Here is a 19,386-nt window from a genome sequence, read left to right on the forward strand (position 1 = left end):
GAACGCCGCGCGCATCAGCGGCTTCGCACTTGCCGCGATACGTCGATGAGTTGCTTCCGGAGCCATTGCAGCCCGGGGTCGGCGTCGTTGCGTTCGTGCCACACGGCACGCACGGTGACATCAGGACAGGCATAAGGTGTTGCGCGCACCTCGAGCTCGCCGCTGCGTTCCAGTTCGCGGCCAAGCGATGACGGCACCAGCGCGAGCATGTCGCTATGACGCAGCAGCGCGGGAATCGCGAGCGAATGCGCAACGGCCATGCGTACACGCGGCGCATCGGCGTGATCGGCGAAGCCGCGCTCTAACGCCTCACGATCGAACATCTCCGATTGCCGCGCGAGTCCGCGTTCGACGATGAAGCCGCCCACCGCGCCCTCTTCCTCTCCGCCCTGCGAGATAGCGACGAGCGGATACGTCAGCAAGTCCTCGCGCGTGAGCGGCCGCTTCGCGATCGCATGCTCGCGATGCAGCAGCAGCACATCCGTCTGATCCCATACGCCGATCGAGCGAAAGCGCCGCGGCACGTCCGCGAAGATGCCGATCGCGAGATCGATGCGGCCGACATCGATCTGGCCCGCGAGATCGAGCCGCGTCGACGGCCGGACGACGAGATCGACGAGCGGCGCTTCCACACGCAGACGCTGACTGAGCCGCCCGAGCAGCAGCGCCGTGATGTAGTCGTTCGCGGCCAGCACGAAAGTGCGTCGCGCGATGGCCGGATCGAATTCATCGACGCCCAGCGCCGCCTTGATCTGCGCGAGCGCGCCGCGCACCGGCGTCGCCATGGCCAGTGCGCGCACGGTGGGTTCCATGCCGCGTCCGGTGCGCACGAAGAGATCGTCGCCGAGCGCGTCGCGCATGCGTCCGAGCGCGTGACTGATCGCGGATTGACTGAGATTCAGACGCTTTCCCGCGAGCACGAGATTGCGGTCTTCGAAGATCGCGTCGAATACGCGCAACAGATTGAGATCGATGCGATCCGCCGCCATGGCATCAATCCTCGTCCCGCATCGCGTAGCGCCTGCAGCTCGCGCCGAACGATTCGAACAGCGCACGCGAAAGTGCGTCGCTTGCGACCATCGCTTCGGGATGCCATTGCACGCCGATCGCGAACGCAGGGCCATCGAGACGGATCGCTTCGATGAGGCCATCCGGCGCGCGCGCTTCGACAGCAAGACGGGCCCCGAGCTTCGCGACGCCCTGACGATGCAGCGAGTTCACGCGCACACGCTGCGCCCCGCCCGCGAGCTTCGATAACGCGCCGTCATCGACGAGTTCGATTTCATGACGATAACGATAGCGTGTGAGCAGATCCTCGCTCAGGTCTTCGAGATGATCGTCGGAATGCCCCGACGCATGAATGTCGGGATGCAAGGTGCCGCCGAACGCGACGTTCATCTCCTGAAAGCCGCGGCATATGCCGAGCAGGGGCATGCCGCGCGCCGCCGCGCCGCGCATCAGTTCCAGCGCGACATGATCGCGGTCGGGATCGACGAGCATATCGGCGTCTGCGACTGCGCCGTATCGCGTCGAGTCGACATTCGACGCGCCGCCGGGAAACAGCAGCAGGCCGCTCACGCCATCGAGATAGTCCGTGACCGACTCGATATCACGCGATGCGGGTATCAAGACCGGAATGACGTTCGCGCACGTCATCAAGGCGCGCACATAGCTGTGCTTCGCGCTATGCAGGTCGTAATCGCCGACGAAGAACCGGTCGCACACGACACCCACGAGCGGCTTCATTGCACCACTCCTTTTAAATCGAACGCCGGATCTTGCGCGTCTTGCGGCGAAAGGCGTGCGCCTTTCGCGAGCAGCTTGCGCGCGAGCATATGGTCTTGCGGACGATTGATGCTATCCACCGCCATCAACGCAGCGTCGCGGAAGTAAAAGATCGAAAACTTCCGTTCTTCGACGGAACCGCGCAACGCCTGATGCGTGAAGCCCGCGTTGATGCCCGCCATCTGCAGCTTGAGATCGTATTGATCGGACCAGAACCACGGCACCGCGCGATACGGCTGCGGCCGCCCTGCGACGGCGAGCGCCGCCACTTTCGCCATATCGTTCGCGTTCTGCACCGACTCGATGCGGCAGGCACGCGCGTCCTGCGCCCAATGCGGCACGAATGCGGCGCAATCGCCCGCGGCGACGATCGCCGGATCGCTCGTGCGCGCGCATTCATCGACGACGATGCCGCCCGCCACCGTCAGGCCGCACTCCGCGGCAAGCTCCGTATTCGGTATCACGCCGATACCGACCACGACGAGATCGCACTGCAGGTGCGTGTCGTCATCGAGCACGACCGACACCGCATCATGCAGCGGCCGCAGCGCGACGACCTTGCGCCCGAACTCGAACGCGACGCCTTTGTCGGCATGTGCGCGCTGCATATACGCCGATATCCACGGCGACGCGACGCGCGCAAGCAGACGCGGCTCGGTTTCCACGACCGTCACCTCGATACCTTTCTGGCGCAGCGAAGCCGCCGCTTCGAGACCGATATAACCGCCGCCGATCACGACCGCGCGCCGCGCGGTGCATGCCGTTTGCGCAAGGCGCCGTGCATCGCGAAGGTCGCGCAGATAGTGGACGGCATCGAGCGTCGCGCCCGGGCAATCGAGCTTGCGCACGCGCGCGCCCGTCGTCAGCGCGAGATGATCGTAAGCGATGCGCATGCCGTCATGCATCTGAATCTCGCGATGCGTGCGATCGATATGGGTCGCGCGCATCGACGGCATCCATTCGATCTTCTCTTCGTCGAAGAAGGCTTGCGAGCGCAAAGGCAAGCGCTCCTCGCTGAAACCGCCTGTGAGAAAGCCCTTCGACAAGGGCGGGCGCTGATAAGGCGCATCGGCTTCGTCGCCGACGAGCACGATGCGACCTTCACAGCCGGATTCGCGCGCGGACGCCGCGAGCTGAACACCCGCATACGATGCGCCGACGATCACGAGCGTGCCATTCATATCTTCACCCTTGCCTTTGCGGAATCTGCACGACGAGTCCGCTCATCGCGGCGCTCATCACGAGCTGACAACTGAGCCGGCTTTCGGGACGACGCGCAGCCAAGACGCCATCGAGCAATTCGAGTTCCGATTCGTCGGGCGATGGAAGTTCCGCCGTCGACGATGCATCGATATAAACATGACACGTCGCGCAAGACAAGCATCCGCCGCATTCGGCGTCGATGCCGCGCACGTTGTTATGGATCGCGGCTTCCATGACGCTCGTGCCATCGGGCACGTCGATCTCGCGTCGTTCGCCGTCGCGCAGAATATAAGTAACGATGGGCATGACATTTCTCCTTTGCGAGCGCGCCGTCAGAACGCTTCGAAATACTCGCGGTGTTCCCACTCGGTGACTTCCAGATTGAAGCGGTCGATCTCCGCTTGCTTCAGCTTGCAGAAGTAATCGATGAACGCGCTGCCGAAGCCTTCGCGCAGGCACTCATCGGCGCGCAAGGCATCGAGTGCATCGCTCAACGTGCGCGGCAGCGCGTCGGCTCGTGTTTCATAGGGCGTGTCGGCTGAAGGCGGCAATTCGAGCTTGCGACGTATGCCATCGAGGCCCGAGATGACTTGCGAACCGAAATACAGATAAGGATTCGCGGTCGGCTCGCCCACGCGGTTCTCGATGCGGCTCGCGGGATCATTCGCGCCGCCGAGCACGCGCAGCATCACGCCGCGGTTATCGCGTCCCCAGATCGCGCGATCGGGCGCGTTCGAATAAGGTCGATAACGCCGATAGCCGTTGATGGTCGGCGTCGACAACGAAGTCGCGCCTTGGGCATGCGCAAGCAAACCCGCGAGATAGCGTTGACCGGTGATCGACAAAGCCTGCGATTCATCGTCCGGCATGAACGCGTTCCTGCCGTCGCCCGAATGCACGAGCGATTGATGCAGATGCCATCCGCTCGACACGACATTCGGAATGCGCGGACGGCACATGAAGGTCGCGTGATAACCGTTGCGCTGGCAAATCTGCTTCACCGCGCTGCGAAACAGCACCATGTCGTCGGCGCTTCTGATGCCTTTCTTCGGCGCGAACGTGAACTCGAACTGGCTCGGCCCGTATTCCACTTCGAGCGAGCGCACATCGAGGCCGAGTCCTTCGACATTGCGGCGAAGCAATTCCATCACATCGTCGACGGCGTCATAGCGCAACTCCGTCAGATATTGATAACCATGCGACAGCAATTCGACATCGGGCGGCAAGCCAGGCTGCCCCGAATGCTCGGGCTTCATGTGCGGGTCCGTGACCTTGAAAACATGAAACTCCACTTCGAGGCCCGAGACGAATTCATAGCCGTGATTCGAAAGCTGATCGAGCGCGCGGCGAAAGAGATGTCGTGTTCCGAACGGCACGGGCATGCCGTTGGCGAAGTGCACATCGCATAGCACCCATCCCGTATGCGGCGCCCACGGCAGGACGCGAAACGTTTCGGGATCGGCAACCATCAGCGTGTCGCATGCGCCCTGCATCTCGGGCATGTCGAAGCCGCCGCCCGTCGTGAACACAGGAAACACCGTGCGATGCGACGTGTCCTTGGCGAAGAGCGTCGTCGTCAGCGTGACGCCGCTTTTCATCGCCCTGATCGCCTCGTCGACGACGAGCGTCTTGCCGCGCAGCAAGCCGTGTTGATCAGGAAACGAGAAGCGCACGACTTTCACGGCGCTTTTCTTCAGTTGCTCGACGAGTCCGGCATACGCGGCATGCTGCGCGTCCGTCCACAATCCATGAGTTTCTACGAAAGACATATCCGTTCCGCGCGGCCGCGTGATGCGCCGCGCGCTCCATTAGGTTGCGGGTCGGTTCGTTCAGGCTTTCGGCGCGGGCCACGGCGCGTTCACGCGGCGCTTCACGTCGGACTCTTTCCAGTACTCGTCCCAGCGATCCGCGGGCCCGATGCCGTCGATCGATGCAGGACCGGTGAGATGCGCGGCCTCTTCTTCGTCGATCAGCATCAGCGTCTTCTCGCCCGCTTGCGTCTTTTCGATCGCATCGACGAGCAAGCGACGATACGCAATGATTCCCTTGTCGGTCGTGCCGAGATGCTCGCGCGTGCGGTCCTGGATCGCGCCCTGCGATTCGACGGCCCATTGATCGTGCACGTTGATATCGAAGCCCATGCCCGTGTAGGTCTCGCTCAACTGCTCCTGCGGATCGAAGCCGTAGTGGTTGCGCTTGTTCTTGCGCGACGTGTAATCGGGCAGCTCGTACAGTTCGAGCCGCTGCTCGCGCATCTGCGCCTTGTCGGTCGGCGCGCCGAAGCTCGTGAAGATCGCGTACCAGTAGCAGTTTTCATCGTCGACGGGCACGTGCCATTGCGTGATGGTCATCTCCGAGCTCATCGGAATCACGAAGGCTTGCGGAAACACGACATTGGTCACGCGCACATGCGTATGCGCCTCGTCGAGCGCGCGTTTGGCGATCAGACGCAGCCCGTAATCCGCCGGGCTCACGAGAATCTCGGGCGATTCGAACTCGCGCAGCACCTTCGTGATCGGCATGTTCGAATCCGCCGACGCGCCGCGAAACTGCTTGCCGTAGCTCTCGCTCACGTCTTCGTCCTCGAAGAAGCGATGCAGAAACGACGCGTGCGCCGGATCGATGCCCACTTCGAGCGCCTGCAGCCAGTTGCATTCGAAGAGTCCCTTGAACGCGAAGGTGTAGGCATCGGGCGCGGCGAAGCAGTCGAAGTTCGGAAACGCCGGCGGCTCGCCCTTGCCGATGTAGCCGAACAGAACGCCGGCCTTCTCGATGACCGGATACGCCGACTGGCGCACCTTGTTGCAGAGCGTGCTGCCGACAGGCTCGCCCGGCGTCGAGAGACAGCGGCCGTCCACATCGAAGAGCCAGCCGTGAAAGGCGCAGCGCAGGCCGCCGCCTTCGAGACGACCCGCCGCGAGATCGGCGCCGCGATGCGGGCAGTCGCGGTCCAGCATGCCGTAACGGCCCTGTTCGTCCTTGAACACGACGAAATCCTGACCCATCAGGCGCACGGCTTTCACCGGGCGTTCGGCCGGCAATTCCTCGACGAGCGCCACGGGCTGCCAGTACCGGCGCAGCAGTTGGCCGGCGGGCGTGCCCTTGCCGACGCGGGTGATCGTGTCGTTTTGCTGCGAACTCATCATGGCTTTGTCTCCGGTTCGATTGAATTCACGCGTCGGCTTCTTGCATGCAGAACGGCGTGTCGATGGATGAGAGAATAGGCCTAGTGAGCACATTTGCACAAGCAATGTATGCAGCATGCTCGCTCGAAATGAATTTCACTGGCGGTCCATAACTGCATAATATGCTGTTTTACATGATATTTTGTCCATTTATCCGGAATTACCCTATAGGCGCCGAAAAGGAGATAATCGGCCGCTCTGCATACATCAGAAAACATAAGCTCTTTCGAATGTACAGATCCAACGCACGTCAGGCGCCCGATCGCCTAGAATCATCCCAACGGCGAACGGAGAGAAAGCGATGGAATCCCTGCAAGAACGCGTACTGGTGCATCTGCGCGACCTGATCCTGAAAGGCGAATTCGCGCCCGGCGAGCGCCTGGGCGAAGTCGCACTCGCCGAGCGGCTGAAGGCATCGCGCACGCCGGTCCGGCTCGCGCTCACCACGCTGGAGCAGGAAGGGCTCGTCGAGCCGTCGCCGGGGGGCGGCTATGTGATGCGGCGCATCACCGCCGCCGAAATCGCCGATGCCATCGCGGTGCGCGGTCATCTCGAAGGCATGGCCGCGCGTCTCGTCGCGGAGCATGGCGTGCCGCGCCAGTTATCGAATGCGCTCGCGGAATGCCTGCGCGCGGGCGATCGTCTGCTCGCGAAGCCCGAGCTCGATCTCGACGACTACGCGGCCTACACCGACATGAACAATCGCTTCCACAAGCTGATCGTCGAGGGATCGGGGAATGCGGCGCTGATGCGTGCCATCGATATGAACAATCGCCTGCCGTTCGCCGCCGCGAGCGCGATGCTGCCGATGCAGTCGGCTATCGAGGAGGGACGGAACTGGCTCTTCATGGCGCATCAGCAGCACCATAGTCTGGTAGAAGCACTTGAGCGCGGCGAAGGCACGCGCGCGCAATCGCTCGCAACCGAGCACGTGCAGATAGCGCAAAAGAATCTGGCCTATGCGCTGGAGCGCCCCGAGGTCTGCGTGAAACTCGCGCCCGCGTTGCAACTCGTGGCGGAAGCCGTCTTATGAACGTTTCGATGCTGCGCGTTCATAGCGCGCGAGGAACATATCGGCGGCCGCTTCCGCCACTTTCTTCTGTTCATTCTTCGTGAGCGGCGGCTGGCCCATCGTCACTTGCGGCCAGAACGCGAAGCCTTTCACGATGCCATGCAATTGCTGTCCGGCGAAAACCGGGTCTTTGACCGCGAGACGGCCATCGGCGGCGGCTTTCCTGATCCACACCGTCACGTCTTCCTCGCGCTCGCCGATGCGCGCAACCATGTCCCGCGCGCGCTCGGGCGAGTGAATGCCGGCCGCGATCGCCACGCGCGCAAGCGATAAGAACGCCTCGTCGTTCATGAGGCGCAGCTTGCGGGTGAGCAACGCGAGCAATTGCGCGCGCAGCGGTTCATCGGCGTCATAGACAGCCGCGTCGCCCGTTTCGCTCGCATCCCACAGACGATGCAGGATCGCGGCGAACAGCGCTTCCTTGCTTTCGAAGTGGTTGTACACGGTGCGCTTCGACACGCCCGCGCGCGCGGCGATGCGGTCCATGCTGGTGGCGTCGTAGCCCGCCGCGATGAACTCCTCCACGGCCGCGTTCACGATCGCGGCGCGCTTGCGGTCGGTAAGGCGCTGGGGAATGTCGCTCATGTCGTTCGAATCCATCCCCATATTTTACACCGCCCGGTTTACTTTTTTCTCGAAATTAAACTACACTGTACAGTCTACTTTCTGCTCCGGGATCACGTCCCGTCACGCCCTATGACTTCGTTTGCCGATCGCATCAGCCGTGCCCTGGGTCTCGCCGCTGCAAAGCGTGGACGCGCGCTGTCGAGCGCATCGCCGCAGCATGACGGTGAGCGCTTTCGCAACGTGAAGCCGCGTCCGGCCGAGGGCTTCGGCAAAACCCTGCGCATCATGTGGAACGTGCTGCTGAACAAGCCGCGCAACACGGTGCCCGTGCAGACGCCGATCGTCGATACGCTCACGCGCGCGCAACTCGATGCCGCGCCGGATCGCAGCCTCTACCGGCTCGGCCATTCGACGATGCTCTTGAAACTGCGCGGCGAATACTGGCTGACGGACCCCGTCTTCGGCGAGCGCGCGTCGCCATTCAAACGCGTCGGGCCGAAGCGCTTTCACGCGCCGCCCATCGCGCTCGACGCTCTGCCGCCGTTGCGTGGCGTGATCCTGTCGCACGATCATTACGATCATCTCGATCGCGACACCGTGCTCGCGCTCGCCGCGACGACGCAGGTCTTTCTCACGCCGCTCGGCGTCGGCGACCGGCTGATCGAATGGGGCATCGATGCATCGCAGGTGCGTCAGCTCGACTGGTGGCAGAGCGCGCAGATCGACGGTCTCTCGTTCACCGCGACGCCCGCGCAGCATTTTTCCGGGCGCAGCCTGTTCGACGGCAACAGCACGCTATGGGCGTCGTGGGTCATCGTCGACGATGATGTGCGCGTGTTCTTCAGCGGCGACACCGGTTATTTCGACGGCTTTCGGACCATCGGCGAGCGCCTCGGTCCGTTCGACATCACGCTGATCGAAACCGGCGCATACGACTCGCAATGGCCGTACGTCCACATGCAGCCCGAGGAAACCGTGCAGGCGCATATCGACTTGCGCGGACGCTGGCTCGTGCCGATTCACAACGGCACGTTCGATCTCGCGATGCATCCGTGGTAGGAGCCTTTCGAGCGCGTGACGGGCCTCGCGCTCGCGCGCGGCGTGGCGGTAGCGACACCGCGCATGGGCGAAAGGCTCGATGTGGCAGCGCCGCATCGCGGAGAGCGCTGGTGGCGCGAGATGGCCGATGTGCAGAAAGCGCCTTCGCCGTGGCGCTTTTGCGCCTCGCGCGCATCGGAACCGCTATCGCCTGACGCCTAGCGCGCGACGAGCGTGCGGATCACATCGACGAGCGGCGTCGTGCCTTTCACGATATCTTCACGGCGCCCTTCGAAATCGATCCAGCCTTCGTTGAAACCATCGAGCATGCGGATGCGCGGCGTCGGATGCTTCATGCCCTGACTCACGAACAGCGACTCCCAGGACTCACGCGGCACCGCTTGCGCACGCACGGGTTGGCCGAGCACTTCGGCGAATGCTGCGGCAATATCGTGCGGGCTCGTGCGCTGCGGGCCTTCCAGTTCGACGACGCGCGCGCCGCTCCACTCTTCCTGCAGGAGCTTCGCCGCAAGCTCGCCGATATCGCCGGTGGCGATCATCGGAATCGCGCGATCGAGCGGTTGCAGGAACGATCGAACGATGCCTTCGTTGCGCGCCGAATCGACATCCCATGCGCAGTTCTCCATGAACCAGCCGGGCCGCAGGAACGTCACCGGAACCGGTTGCGTCTTCAATGCCTCTTCCAGCAGTGTGCGCTGCGTCAGAAGATTGGTCTGCGTGGTCTGAGCGCCGATGGTCGAGAGGCACACGATCTTGCGCGGCTTCGCTCTCGTCACGGCCGCGACGATCGCATCGTTCACTTCACGGGCTTCGGGAAAGCCCGGCGCCGGATCGAACTCGGGCGGCGGCAGAATGAACACGCCTTGCGCGCCTTCGAATGCGCGTGCAAGCGCGTCAGCATCGGTCATATTGGCGAGTGCGATCTCGCAGCCGCGCGCCGCCCATGCCGCGCCCTTGTTCCCGTCGCGCACGACGGCGCGAACGGGCTTGCCCGCTTGCAGCAGCACGTTCGCGAGCGCGCCGCCGACTTGTCCTGTGACTCCAGTGATGACGTACATGGTCCGACTCCTTTGTGCAATGCGTTGAGCTGCGATGGATTGCATGTTAGTGAGCGGACCGCACCGAAAAAATGGCCTGCGCGTCATGAGATCGATGACGCGATGTCATCAACCGAGGTGAATTGATGCTTCATGCGGCGGGCGGCAGATTCTCCTGAAGATAGATGGATATCGGTGTTTGCAGCGGCAGCCCCGACGACGCCCCACGGTTGTAGTGCCCGAGTATGACCTCGACCGCGCGCACCGCTTCGACGAACGGGCTTTGATCGAGCACCGCATCCATCACGCCTTCGACGAGAAGCGAGCGGCTGATGTCCGTGAGTTCATGGCCGATCAGCACCGTCGAATGTTCTCTTTTCATCGCCCTCAACGCGCGCGCGATGCCTTCATCGCCGACCGAAATGTTGTAGATGCCGCGCAACGCGGAATGCTTCCTGAACGCGTCGCGCGTGAGACGTTCGGTTGAATCCGCGTCCTCGCGGCTCTCCACGGTCGCCACGACTTCGCACGCGGGAAAGCGGCGGCGCAGCACCGAGCGAAACGCGCCGTCACGTTCCTCGTGACCGAGAAACGTGCGCAGTCCCGCGATCACCATCACTTCGCCGCCCTGATCGCCGAGAAAGCGGCCCATCAATTCACCGGCGATGCGGCCCGCGCAGCGATTGTCGATGCCGACATACGCCGTGCGTCCCGTATCAGGCAAATCGCTCGCGAGCGTGACGACGGGAATGCGGCGCGCGATGCGCGACACCGCATCGACGACGACGGGATGCTCATAAGCGACCACGATCATCCCATCGGCCTTCTGCGACGCGCGATTGATCACTGTGGCGAGCGACTTCGGCTCGAGGTCATCGAAGAAGGTCAGATGACACACCACGCGATGCATCTCGAACGACTTTTGCGCGAGCTCGAAGCCCTGCCGCAGCGCGATGTAATAAGGCGAGACCGGCTTCTGCGTAAGGATCGCGATACGCAGCCAGCGCACCGATACTTCATCGAGCGCGCGGTCGATCTTGAGCTTGCGCGCCGCTTCCAGAACGCGCGATTCCTTTTCGCGCGCCACGCCGCCGCGCCCGTTCAGCACGCGCTCGACGGTCGAATAGCTGACGCCCGAGGCTTTGGCCACGTCTTCCATCGTCGGCTTTCGTCGATTGTTCACCGGGCCGTCCTTTTGAGGAAAAGTCCTCAAGAAACCGTTTGAGAGCGGAAAGTCGATCAACTAAATTCTAGCCATCGAATGCGAATAAAGGCGCAAAAGAAACGGCCGTGCTTCGATCAACAAGGATTCAGGAGACAAACCCCATGAACATGAATCGCTTTCGTATCGCTCATCGCGTGTCCGCGCTCTTCGCGGCCATCGCGCTCGTTTCAGGCTTCGCGGCTTCATCGACGGCATCGGCGGACGAACGCTTCGTGATGGTCAGTCATGGATCGGACTCGAACGTCTGGTGGAACACCGTGAAAAACGGCATGCGCGACGCGAGCGAAGACTTCAACGTGCCCGTCGATTACCGCAACCCGCCCTCGGGCGATACGGGCGACATGGTCCGCATCCTCGAACAGGCTTCCGCGCGCAACTATGCCGGCGTGATCACCACGGTGCCGAACTACGAGATGATCCAGAAGGGTCTGACCGGCGTGAAGGCCAAGCACATTCCGCTCGTGACGATCAACGGCGGCCCCGAACTCGGCATGAAGCTCGGCGCGATCATGCATATCGGCCAGCCCGAATACGATGCGGGCAAAGCCGCCGGCGAGCGCGCGAAAGCGGCGGGCATCCATAACTTCCTGTGCGTGAATCACGGCGCGGACATTCAGGCCTTATGGGACCGTTGCAAGGGTTTCGCCGATGCGATCGGCGCGGATTACAAGAAATCGACGATGGATAGCGGCGAAGATCCCACCGTGATTCAAAGCAAGGTCGCGGCGTACCTGCGTTCGCATCCCGACACGCAGGCAGTGCTCGCGCTCGGGCCGGATCAGGCGAGCGGCGTGCTGCGCGGCATCAACGACGCGGGCATGACGGGCAAGATCTATGTGGTGACCTTCGATCTTTCGCCCGACATCCTCAAGGCGATTCAGGCCGGAAAGATTGCGTTCGCAATAGATCAGCAGCCGTATCTGCAAGGTTATCTTTCGGTCGCCGCGATGGCCATTTCGATTCGCGACAAGACGACGGACCCGGCGCGCATCGTCGCGGCATTGAAGGACGACAAGAAGGTCGCCGCGCGGCTCGCCAAGTACGACCTGAAGCCGGTCTATACAGGATCGACGGTCAGCTCGGGGCCGAGCTTCGTCACGAAGGACAATCTCGCGCCGGTGCAGAAGTATGCCGGCTCCTACCGATAATCAGCATCGCGGCGGAGTAACCAATGAACATCGACATGAATTCGTGGCATCGCGTCGACATCGATCGCAAGGCGCTCAAGGAGCTTTCCACGCGTACCGATGCGCGCGGCCTCGTGCAGGTGGGCGGCTTTCTCGCGCTCGTCGTCGCTACGGGCGTGCTTGCGTGGTTCTCGCTCGGCACCGTCTGGATGATTCCCGCGTTTCTGCTCTACGGCACGGTGTTCGCGTTCAGCGAAGCCGCCGCGCACGAACTGGGCCACGGCACCGCGTTCAAGACGCGCTGGATGAACGAGGCCGCGTACTGGATCATCTGCTTCATGTCGTGGCGCGAACAGGTCTATAGCCGCTGGCTGCATGCGAAGCATCACACCTTCACGCATATCACGGCCGCGCCTTATAAGGATCCGGAACTCGCATTCAAGCGTCCGCACAGCTATATCAAACTGATCACGGACTTCGTGCGTGTTTCGCATGGCATCCAGTTCCTCGGCGCAATCTTTCTGCATAGCTTCGGTGTTATCACGAAGGGCGCGAAGGAAGTCGTGCCTGAAGCCGAATACAGGAAGATGTGCGTCCATTCGCGCGTGCTGCTGGCGTGCTATGTCGCGATCTTCGTGTGGGCGATCCTTGCGCAAAGCTGGCTGCCGGTGATGTTCCTGTTCCTGCCGCGCGCTTACGGCACCTGGCTGCATGAGTTGTGTGCCCTTACGCAGCACACGGGCCTGAAGGAGAACGTGCTCGATCATCGCGTGTCGAGCCGCACGGTGAAGCTCAATCCGGTCGTGCGCTTTCTGTACTGGAACATGAACTATCACATCGAGCATCACATGTTTCCGAGCGTGCCGTTTCATGCATTGCCGAAGTTCCACGCGACCGTCGCAGAACAGATGCCGACGCCTTATGCGGGACTATGGCCCGCGTGGCGCGAAATACTGACGATCTTCGCGAAGCAGCGGCGCGATCCCGAGTTCGTCGTCGTACGCGATCTGCCGGCAGGCAAGCGCGGCAACGCGGTCGCATGAAGGAGCACGAGATGAACGTTCTGCAATGGCATCCGGTTTGCGCGTGCGATGACATCGACGAAGAAGACGTGCGCGAGTTCGAGCATGAAGGCAAGGTCTACGCGGTGTATCACACGCCGACTGGCTTTTACGCAACCGCGGGCTTCTGCACGCATGAAACTGCGCGCCTCGCCGATGGCTTCGTGTTCGGCGAGATCATAGAATGCCCGATGCACATGGGCCGCTTCGATATCCCGAGCGGCAAGGCACAAGGCGCGCCGGTATGCGTGCATCTCGTCACACATCCGGTGAAGACCGAAGGCGGTCGGATATTCATCGGGCTGGAAGCGGCATAGCGAAAGGGTCAATGCCCCGGCCCTTTCTGCTCGATGCAACTCAGCACGAGTGTGCTGTTCGTGCCGGCCTCGGGGCTCAGCATCGCGGTATGGAATTCGCTGTCCGTGCAGCGCCAGTCGGCTTGCAGGTTCTTTTTGCAGACGCGCGTGGCGTCGCTGATGCGCTTTCGGTCCGGCACGTACTCGCATGTGTCGCGGCCGTCGCATTGGCGCGTCAGATCGCGCGTCGCATTGCCGCTCACGGCGCCGCAGTTCGCGCCATATGTGCCGGATACGATCTTGATCGTCCTTGCCTCAACGCTCGACACGCCGGCCAACAGGACTATTCCAGCCATCGCGCAAGACGTGAGTCGAGCTACCGCGCTATCGTTATTCATGGCTTCCCTCCTCCCGATACACGGCGGAACACGCATGACAGCGTTATGCCCCGCCGCTTTCGGATACCTTCGATAGTACGCTCGCCACGACCCGATCGCACTGTGCGCCGCCGAATTCGAACACGTCGCGTTCGGCGAGATCGAACTCCTGTGCCAGCGATTCACGCAACAAGCTGCGCGCGCGAAAATGCCGGCTGCGCACCGTCGCCTCGGGGATGTTCAAACACTGCGCGGTCTCCTCGACGCTCATCTCTTCGATCGAGCGCAGCACGAACACCATGCGAAAGAGCTCGGGCAACTCATCCAGCTTGCGTTCGAGCAGCGCGCGAACTTGCGAGCGCGCGAGTGCCTCGTCAGGGGCATCATCGTCGTGCGTGGTCATTGCATCGGCATGTTCGATGTAGTCGGGCGCGTCCACGATCGGAATCACGTTCTGACGTCGCGCCGATCGCCGCAGGCGCGCGAAACACTCGTTCAGCACGAGCCGCGAAAGCCACGTGAAAAGCTGCGAATCCCCGCGGAACTGGCTCATCGATTTATACGCGTGCAAATAGGCATCCTGCAGCGCATCCTCGGCTTCGGCGTCGTTGCGCAAGGTCGCGCGCGCCAGGCGATAAAGACGCCGGTTATGCCGACGCATCAGCAATTCGAACGCGCTGCGATCTCCCGCGACGACGCGGCGTGCAATGCTCAGATCGTCATCGAATGCGTTGGCTGGGGTGGTTTGCGCGGGCTCGCTCATCGTCACCTCATCGAACGTTCAGGATCGCGTGCATCGTCGGATGCAGCGTGCACGAATACGCATAACTTCCCGCATCGCGCGCGACATAACTCCACGACGCATCCGGCGAAATGTCATGCGAATCGAACGACTTCTTGTCGGCGGTCGCGGTATGGGGAAACAAGTCCTTGTTGACCCATACGACGCGATCGCCACGCGTCACCGTCAGCGCGGGCGGCTCGAAGCGCATCTGTTCGATCACGACGACATAGGTCGCGGCCATTGCCTCTGCAGGCATCGACAGCGCGCCCGCCAGCAGGAAAAGCAAGCCCCGGTCACGCACCGCTCTTTCCCAGTTCAGCCTGAACGTGCCGCGCATGTTCCAGATGCGCGACGAATGCAGGCCGCACCTTCACGAGCAACGCCTTCAATTCTTCGTTCTTCGCGCTCGGAATCAAGGTCTTGTCGAGCGCATCGAGCACGCTTTCATGATAGGCGACCTCGTGATCGATATACGACTTGTCGAAGCTCCCATCCGAAAGCGTCTTCAGCTTCGCGAGATTCGCGTCGCCGCCCTGCTTCAGGCTCTGGCTCGTCGGGTTGTCTTCGGGCGTCACGTTGAGCTTCTTCACGAGAGCCGTCGCGGCCTTGTTGACGCCGCTATGATCCGTGACCATCTGCTGCGCGAACGCCTTCACGTCCTTCGATTTTGTCTTCGATTCCGCGAGCTTTCCCGCATCGATATCGACCTGATTGGCCGTCACGACGATGGCCGCAATCTGCGGATCGGTGGGCCCGGCATTTTGCGCGTAAGGCGCGATGCTTGCACATGCAAGCATCGCCGCCAATGCGGTGTGGATGAGTTTCATGTGACGTCTCCCGGTATCGGGTCATGGATACCGGCTTGGATGTCACGTCGAAAGCCTGCGTTCCCGGCGTGCTTGCGCGGCGCTCAGCCTTGCGAGCGCTTGAGGCGCATCGACACCGAAAAGCGCTCGGCCGGATGCACCGTGACCGACACCTCGAAGGTCGCGCCGGTTGCATCGATATAGCGGCGCACGATCTCCAGCGCCGCCGTGCCCGCTTCCACGCGCAGGCGCTTCGCCATCTCCGCCGTCACGGTAATGGCCCGCACGTCCTGCTGAATCTCATCGATGCAGCGGCCATAACGCGCCTCGATCAGCGAACTGATGAGCGTATCGGGGTTCTCCTTCGCGGCCTCGGCGACGTCCTCGTATTCCGGATCGATATACACGTCCGTCCAGCCGACCGGCGGGCTGTCCTTGTCGCCATCGATACGCAAGCTCGATACGCGCAGCCACGGCGCGCCCTGCGCGCATCGCAAGGTCTTCGCGAGCTTTGCCGATGCAACGATCTGCTGCGTCGACTGCACGAGACGCAAATGCTCGGAACCGAACTGCACGAGATCGTCGACGGACGCGAGCGAGGGACGGAAATCATTGCGCGGCTGCATGGACTCGACGCGCGTGCCCGCATTCTTGCGCCGCGACACGAGCCCGAGTTGCTGCAACTCGTGCAGCGCGGCGCGCACGGTGTGACGGCTCGTCTGATAGTGGTCGCGCAATTCGAGTTCGGTGGGCAGATAGGAGCCGACGGGAAAGCGGCCCGACGCGATTCCCTCGGTCAGTTCGCGGGCGATGTCGGCGAAATGCGGTCTGTTCATTGCTGCGTGGATGGTCGTTTTCGGTGGTCAGGGTAAATCATAGCTTGCCCGATATGTTCGAACATATTAATCTGCATATGTCCGGACATATTTACTGTCCCGCTCCAATCAAATTTGCTTCCGAAAGAGGTCGTCATGACGAGTTCCGTTTCTCCCCTGGCCAGCACCGTGTTCGATTCCGTGCTGTTCCGCGATGCGTTCGGCACCGCGAAAATGCGCGCCGTGTTCTCGGATCGCGCGCTGGTGCAGCGTTATATCGATGTCGAAGTGGCGCTCGCGAAGGCCGAGGCGCGCACGGGCGTCATTCCGGCAGAGGCGGCTGACGTGATCGCGCGCGAATCGAGCATCGAGCGCATCGACTTCGACCATATGCGCGAGGAAACGGACATCGTCGGCTATCCGATTCTGCCGCTCGTGCATCAGATGGTCGCGATGTGCGGCGATGCCGGACGTTATGTTCATTGGGGCGCGACGACTCAGGACATCATGGACACCGCCGTCGCGCTGCAAGTGCGCGATGCGCTCGATTCGATCGACGGCGATATTCGCGAACTGCGGGCGATTCTCGCGGATCTGGCGAAGAAGCATCGCGATACGCCGATGGCCGGCCGCACGCACTTGCAGCAGGCGCTGCCCGTGACGTTCGGCTACAAGGTCGCGATCTGGCTCGCGATGTTCGATCGTCATCAGGAACGCGTCGCGCAGATGCGTGAGCGCGTGGCCGTCGTCGAGTTCGCGGGCGCGGCGGGAACGCTGGCATCGCTCGGCGACAAGGGCTTCGCGGTGCAGAAGGCGCTCGCCGAAGAGCTGAAGCTCGGCGTGCCCGCGACGACCTGGCATGTCGCGCGCGACGGATTCGCGGAAGCGGTCAACCTGCTCGCGCTCGTCACGGGTTCGCTGGGCAAGATCGCCATCGACATCATGATCATGGCGTCGACCGAATTCGCGGAAGTGTACGAGCCCTTCGTGAAGGGACGCGGCGCGAGCAGCACCATGCCGCAGAAGCGCAATCCGATTTCGAGCGAACTGATGCTGGCCGCGGCGAAAGCGGTACGTCAGCACGCGGGCCTCATGGTCGACGCGATGATCCAGGACTTCGAGCGCGCCACCGGCCCGTGGCACGCGGAATGGATCGCGATTCCGGAGAGCTTCATTCTCACGTCGGGCGCGTTGCATCAGGCGAAGTTTGCACTGGGCGGTCTCATCGTCGATGAAGCGCGCATGAAGCACAACCTCGGCATCAGCAAGGGTCTGATCGTCGCGGAAGCCGTGATGATGGGCATGGCGCCGTACACCGGGCGCCAGCAGGCGCACGACATCGTGTACGACGCATGCCGCACCGTGAACGAAGCAGGCGGCACGCTCGCCGAAGCACTCGCGGCATTGCCCGAAGTGACGAAGCACTTCGACCGCGCCGCGATCGACCGCATGACCGATCCCGCGAACTACCTCGGCCTCGCGCCGCAGATGGTCGATCGGGCCATCGCGTTGTCGAACGAGATCTGATTACCGAAAGTCATGGAGGAGCATGCGATGCATAACGAAAGCGCATCACACGACGACACGACCGTCGCACCGCCGAAGAAGCTGCCGTGGTATCGCAAGCTCGGCATGCAGGTGCTGCTGTCGCTCGTGATCGGCATTGCCGTCGGTCTCGTCTTTCCGAAATTCGGCGCGCAACTGAAGGTGCTCGGCGATATCTTTCTCGCGCTCATCAAGGCCGGCGTCGCGCCGCTCGTGTTTCTCACGATCGTGCATGGCATCGCTTCGGCGGGCGATGTGAAAAGCGCGGGGCGCGTCGGCTGGAGATCGATCGTCTATTTCGAAGTCGTATCGACGATCGCGCTCGCTGTCGGCCTGCTCGCGGGCAATCTGCTGCAGACCGGCAAGGCGATGACGTCCGTCACGGTCGGCGCCGTGCCCGCGACAGCCGCCAAGGCCGCGCCGCAAGGCTTCACCGAGTTCGTCATGCATATCGTGCCGGACAACTTCATCGGCGCGTTCGCCAGGGGCGAGTTGCTGCAGGTGGTCGTGCTCGCGGTCATGGTCGGCATCGGCATTCTCGCGATTCCCGAGCGCCGCCGCGTGCGCATCAACGAAGGGCTCGATCTCATTTCCGAAGTGCTGTTCTCGTTCATCAATCTCGTGATGAAGCTCGCGCCGCTCGGCACGTTCGGGGCGGTCGCCTATTCGGTGGGAAGCAACGGCACGGCGGTGCTGATCGCGCTCGCGCAGCTCGTTCTGAGCTTCTATGCGGTGGTCGTGCTGTTCATCGTCGTGGTGATGGGCATCATCGCGAAGCTCGCGGGCTTCAGCCTGTGGCGCTTCCTGCGCTACATCAAGGACGAGATTTTCATCGTGCTCGGCACGGCTTCATCGGAAAGCGCCTTGCCGCGTCTTCTGATCAAGCTCGAGAGACTGGGCTGCGCGAAGCAGACCGTGGGGCTCGTGTTGCCGACCGGCTATGCGTTCAACCTCGACGGCACGTCGATCTTCATGTCGATGGGCGTGATGTTCATCGCGCATGCCTACGGCGTGCCGATCACGATCGATCATCAGATCGGCATTCTGTTGCTGATGCTGCTGACGTCGAAAGGCGCGGCCACCGTGTCGGGCGGATCGTTCGTGGTGTTCGCGGCGACGGTCACGTCGACGGGCATCCTTCCGGTCGAAGGCCTCGCGCTCATCTTCGGCGTGTATCGCTTCATGTCGATGGCGATCGCGACGTGCAACACCATCGGCAACAGCCTCGCGACGGTGGTGATCGCGAAGTGGTCGCGCACCTTCGATGCCGCGGTGAGCGAACGGCATCTCTATCCGGAGCGTTATCCGGAGATCGCGGAAGCGGACGAGCGGCTCGCCGACGGCAATCTTCTGCCCGAAGACATGAACGACGCGAATCCTCATCCGGACGGCATTCCGCTCAGAAGCGCGGGCTCGCGCTGAAACCGGGGCGATGAGTTTTG

General features: G+C 62.4%; 20 protein-coding genes and 1 pseudogene. 7 read left to right on the plus strand and 14 right to left on the minus strand.

The features are described from left to right. Positions 1 to 14: 14 nt before the first annotated feature. From AWB78_RS02735 to AWB78_RS02760, 6 genes are read right to left on the minus strand one after another with little or no spacing between them, the layout of a single operon-like run. Positions 15 to 989, minus strand: coding sequence for a LysR family transcriptional regulator (locus tag AWB78_RS02735; RefSeq protein WP_062601999.1), 975 nt, complete (start codon positions 987 to 989; stop codon positions 15 to 17). 4 nt (positions 990 to 993) lie between these two features. After that, the gene (locus AWB78_RS02740) at positions 994 to 1,746 is read right to left on the minus strand and encodes a gamma-glutamyl-gamma-aminobutyrate hydrolase family protein (protein ID WP_062602001.1); all 753 of its coding nucleotides are present in this window, start codon (positions 1,744 to 1,746) and stop codon (positions 994 to 996) included. Next, positions 1,743 to 2,966 carry an NAD(P)/FAD-dependent oxidoreductase gene (locus AWB78_RS02745; protein WP_063958925.1) on the minus strand — a complete coding sequence of 408 codons (1,224 nt, stop codon included), beginning with the start codon at positions 2,964 to 2,966 and terminating at the stop codon, positions 1,743 to 1,745. The genes AWB78_RS02740 and AWB78_RS02745 overlap by 4 nt, the downstream gene beginning before the upstream one ends. A gap of 4 nt (positions 2,967 to 2,970) precedes the next feature. Continuing rightward, entirely contained in the window at positions 2,971 to 3,294 is a 324-nt protein-coding gene (locus AWB78_RS02750; RefSeq protein ID WP_062602003.1) for a 2Fe-2S iron-sulfur cluster-binding protein, read from the minus strand. A gap of 26 nt (positions 3,295 to 3,320) precedes the next feature. Next, a complete protein-coding gene (locus AWB78_RS02755; RefSeq protein ID WP_062602005.1) occupies positions 3,321 to 4,757 on the minus strand; it encodes a glutamine synthetase family protein in 1,437 nt (478 codons plus the stop codon). A gap of 60 nt (positions 4,758 to 4,817) precedes the next feature. Then, positions 4,818 to 6,134: an aromatic ring-hydroxylating dioxygenase subunit alpha gene (locus AWB78_RS02760; protein ID WP_062602007.1), complete on the minus strand. Its 1,317-nt coding sequence runs from the start codon at positions 6,132 to 6,134 to the stop codon at positions 4,818 to 4,820. A gap of 340 nt (positions 6,135 to 6,474) precedes the next feature. Between AWB78_RS02760 and AWB78_RS02765 the strand changes: the two genes are divergently transcribed. Further along, positions 6,475 to 7,206, plus strand: a complete 732-nt coding sequence (locus AWB78_RS02765; protein ID WP_062602009.1) for a GntR family transcriptional regulator — start codon at positions 6,475 to 6,477, stop codon at positions 7,204 to 7,206. Here AWB78_RS02765 and AWB78_RS02770 read toward each other — a convergent pair. Next, complete coding sequence (locus AWB78_RS02770; protein WP_062602011.1) at positions 7,201 to 7,845, minus strand: TetR/AcrR family transcriptional regulator; 645 nt, start codon at positions 7,843 to 7,845, stop codon at positions 7,201 to 7,203. The two genes, AWB78_RS02765 and AWB78_RS02770, sit on opposite strands and share 6 nt — an antisense overlap. 96 nt (positions 7,846 to 7,941) lie before the next feature. On the opposite strand from AWB78_RS02770, the pseudogene AWB78_RS02775 reads away from it, so the two are divergent. Continuing rightward, a pseudogene (locus AWB78_RS02775) lies at positions 7,942 to 9,072 on the plus strand (MBL fold metallo-hydrolase). On the opposite strand, the gene AWB78_RS02780 reads toward AWB78_RS02775, so the two are convergent. Beyond that, positions 9,069 to 9,929 carry an NmrA family NAD(P)-binding protein gene (locus AWB78_RS02780; protein ID WP_062602013.1) on the minus strand — a complete coding sequence of 287 codons (861 nt, stop codon included), beginning with the start codon at positions 9,927 to 9,929 and terminating at the stop codon, positions 9,069 to 9,071. The pseudogene AWB78_RS02775 and the gene AWB78_RS02780 overlap by 4 nt on opposite strands. A gap of 130 nt (positions 9,930 to 10,059) precedes the next feature. Further along, positions 10,060 to 11,091, minus strand: a complete 1,032-nt coding sequence (locus tag AWB78_RS02785; protein ID WP_232477592.1) for a LacI family DNA-binding transcriptional regulator — start codon at positions 11,089 to 11,091, stop codon at positions 10,060 to 10,062. Between the two features lie 149 nt (positions 11,092 to 11,240). Here AWB78_RS02785 and AWB78_RS02790 point away from each other — a divergent pair, with 149 nt between their 5' ends. Genes AWB78_RS02790 through AWB78_RS02800 form a run of 3 tightly spaced genes read left to right on the plus strand, consistent with a single transcriptional unit; the run spans position 11,241 to position 13,638 of the window. Then, on the plus strand, positions 11,241 to 12,281 hold the full coding sequence (locus tag AWB78_RS02790) for a sugar ABC transporter substrate-binding protein (protein ID WP_374729445.1): 1,041 nt from the start codon (positions 11,241 to 11,243) through the stop codon (positions 12,279 to 12,281). Between the two features lie 23 nt (positions 12,282 to 12,304). After that, a complete protein-coding gene (locus tag AWB78_RS02795) occupies positions 12,305 to 13,303 on the plus strand; it encodes a fatty acid desaturase (protein WP_062602018.1) in 999 nt (332 codons plus the stop codon). An 11-nt stretch (positions 13,304 to 13,314) separates the two neighbouring features. Continuing rightward, the gene (locus AWB78_RS02800; protein ID WP_062602404.1) at positions 13,315 to 13,638 is read left to right on the plus strand and encodes a non-heme iron oxygenase ferredoxin subunit; all 324 of its coding nucleotides are present in this window, start codon (positions 13,315 to 13,317) and stop codon (positions 13,636 to 13,638) included. A gap of 8 nt (positions 13,639 to 13,646) precedes the next feature. On the opposite strand, the gene AWB78_RS02805 is transcribed toward AWB78_RS02800, so the two are convergent. The 5 genes from AWB78_RS02805 to AWB78_RS02825 all read right to left on the minus strand — a co-directional run bounded on the left by AWB78_RS02805 (position 13,647) and on the right by AWB78_RS02825 (position 16,420). Then, on the minus strand, positions 13,647 to 14,015 hold the full coding sequence (locus AWB78_RS02805; RefSeq protein WP_062602020.1) for a hypothetical protein: 369 nt from the start codon (positions 14,013 to 14,015) through the stop codon (positions 13,647 to 13,649). A gap of 43 nt (positions 14,016 to 14,058) precedes the next feature. Then, positions 14,059 to 14,757 (minus strand): RNA polymerase sigma factor, encoded by a 699-nt coding sequence (locus AWB78_RS02810; RefSeq protein ID WP_062602406.1) that lies wholly within the window; start codon positions 14,755 to 14,757, stop codon positions 14,059 to 14,061. A gap of 7 nt (positions 14,758 to 14,764) precedes the next feature. Next, the gene (locus AWB78_RS02815) at positions 14,765 to 15,115 is read right to left on the minus strand and encodes a cupredoxin domain-containing protein (protein WP_062602022.1); all 351 of its coding nucleotides are present in this window, start codon (positions 15,113 to 15,115) and stop codon (positions 14,765 to 14,767) included. Then, positions 15,072 to 15,605 (minus strand): DUF4142 domain-containing protein, encoded by a 534-nt coding sequence (locus tag AWB78_RS02820; RefSeq protein ID WP_062602024.1) that lies wholly within the window; start codon positions 15,603 to 15,605, stop codon positions 15,072 to 15,074. Before AWB78_RS02820 ends, AWB78_RS02815 begins: the two co-directional genes overlap by 44 nt. An 83-nt stretch (positions 15,606 to 15,688) precedes the next feature. Beyond that, positions 15,689 to 16,420 (minus strand): GntR family transcriptional regulator, encoded by a 732-nt coding sequence (locus AWB78_RS02825; RefSeq protein ID WP_062602026.1) that lies wholly within the window; start codon positions 16,418 to 16,420, stop codon positions 15,689 to 15,691. A gap of 135 nt (positions 16,421 to 16,555) precedes the next feature. Between AWB78_RS02825 and AWB78_RS02830 the strand changes: the two genes are divergently transcribed. Further along, complete coding sequence (locus AWB78_RS02830; protein WP_062602029.1) at positions 16,556 to 17,926, plus strand: class-II fumarase/aspartase family protein; 1,371 nt, start codon at positions 16,556 to 16,558, stop codon at positions 17,924 to 17,926. 27 nt (positions 17,927 to 17,953) lie between these two features. After that, positions 17,954 to 19,366 carry a cation:dicarboxylate symporter family transporter gene (locus tag AWB78_RS02835; protein ID WP_062602408.1) on the plus strand — a complete coding sequence of 471 codons (1,413 nt, stop codon included), beginning with the start codon at positions 17,954 to 17,956 and terminating at the stop codon, positions 19,364 to 19,366. The last annotated feature ends 20 nt before the right edge of the window (positions 19,367 to 19,386 follow it).

Source organism: Caballeronia calidae (assembly GCF_900044055.2).
Taxonomy (GTDB): domain Bacteria; phylum Pseudomonadota; class Gammaproteobacteria; order Burkholderiales; family Burkholderiaceae; genus Caballeronia; species Caballeronia calidae.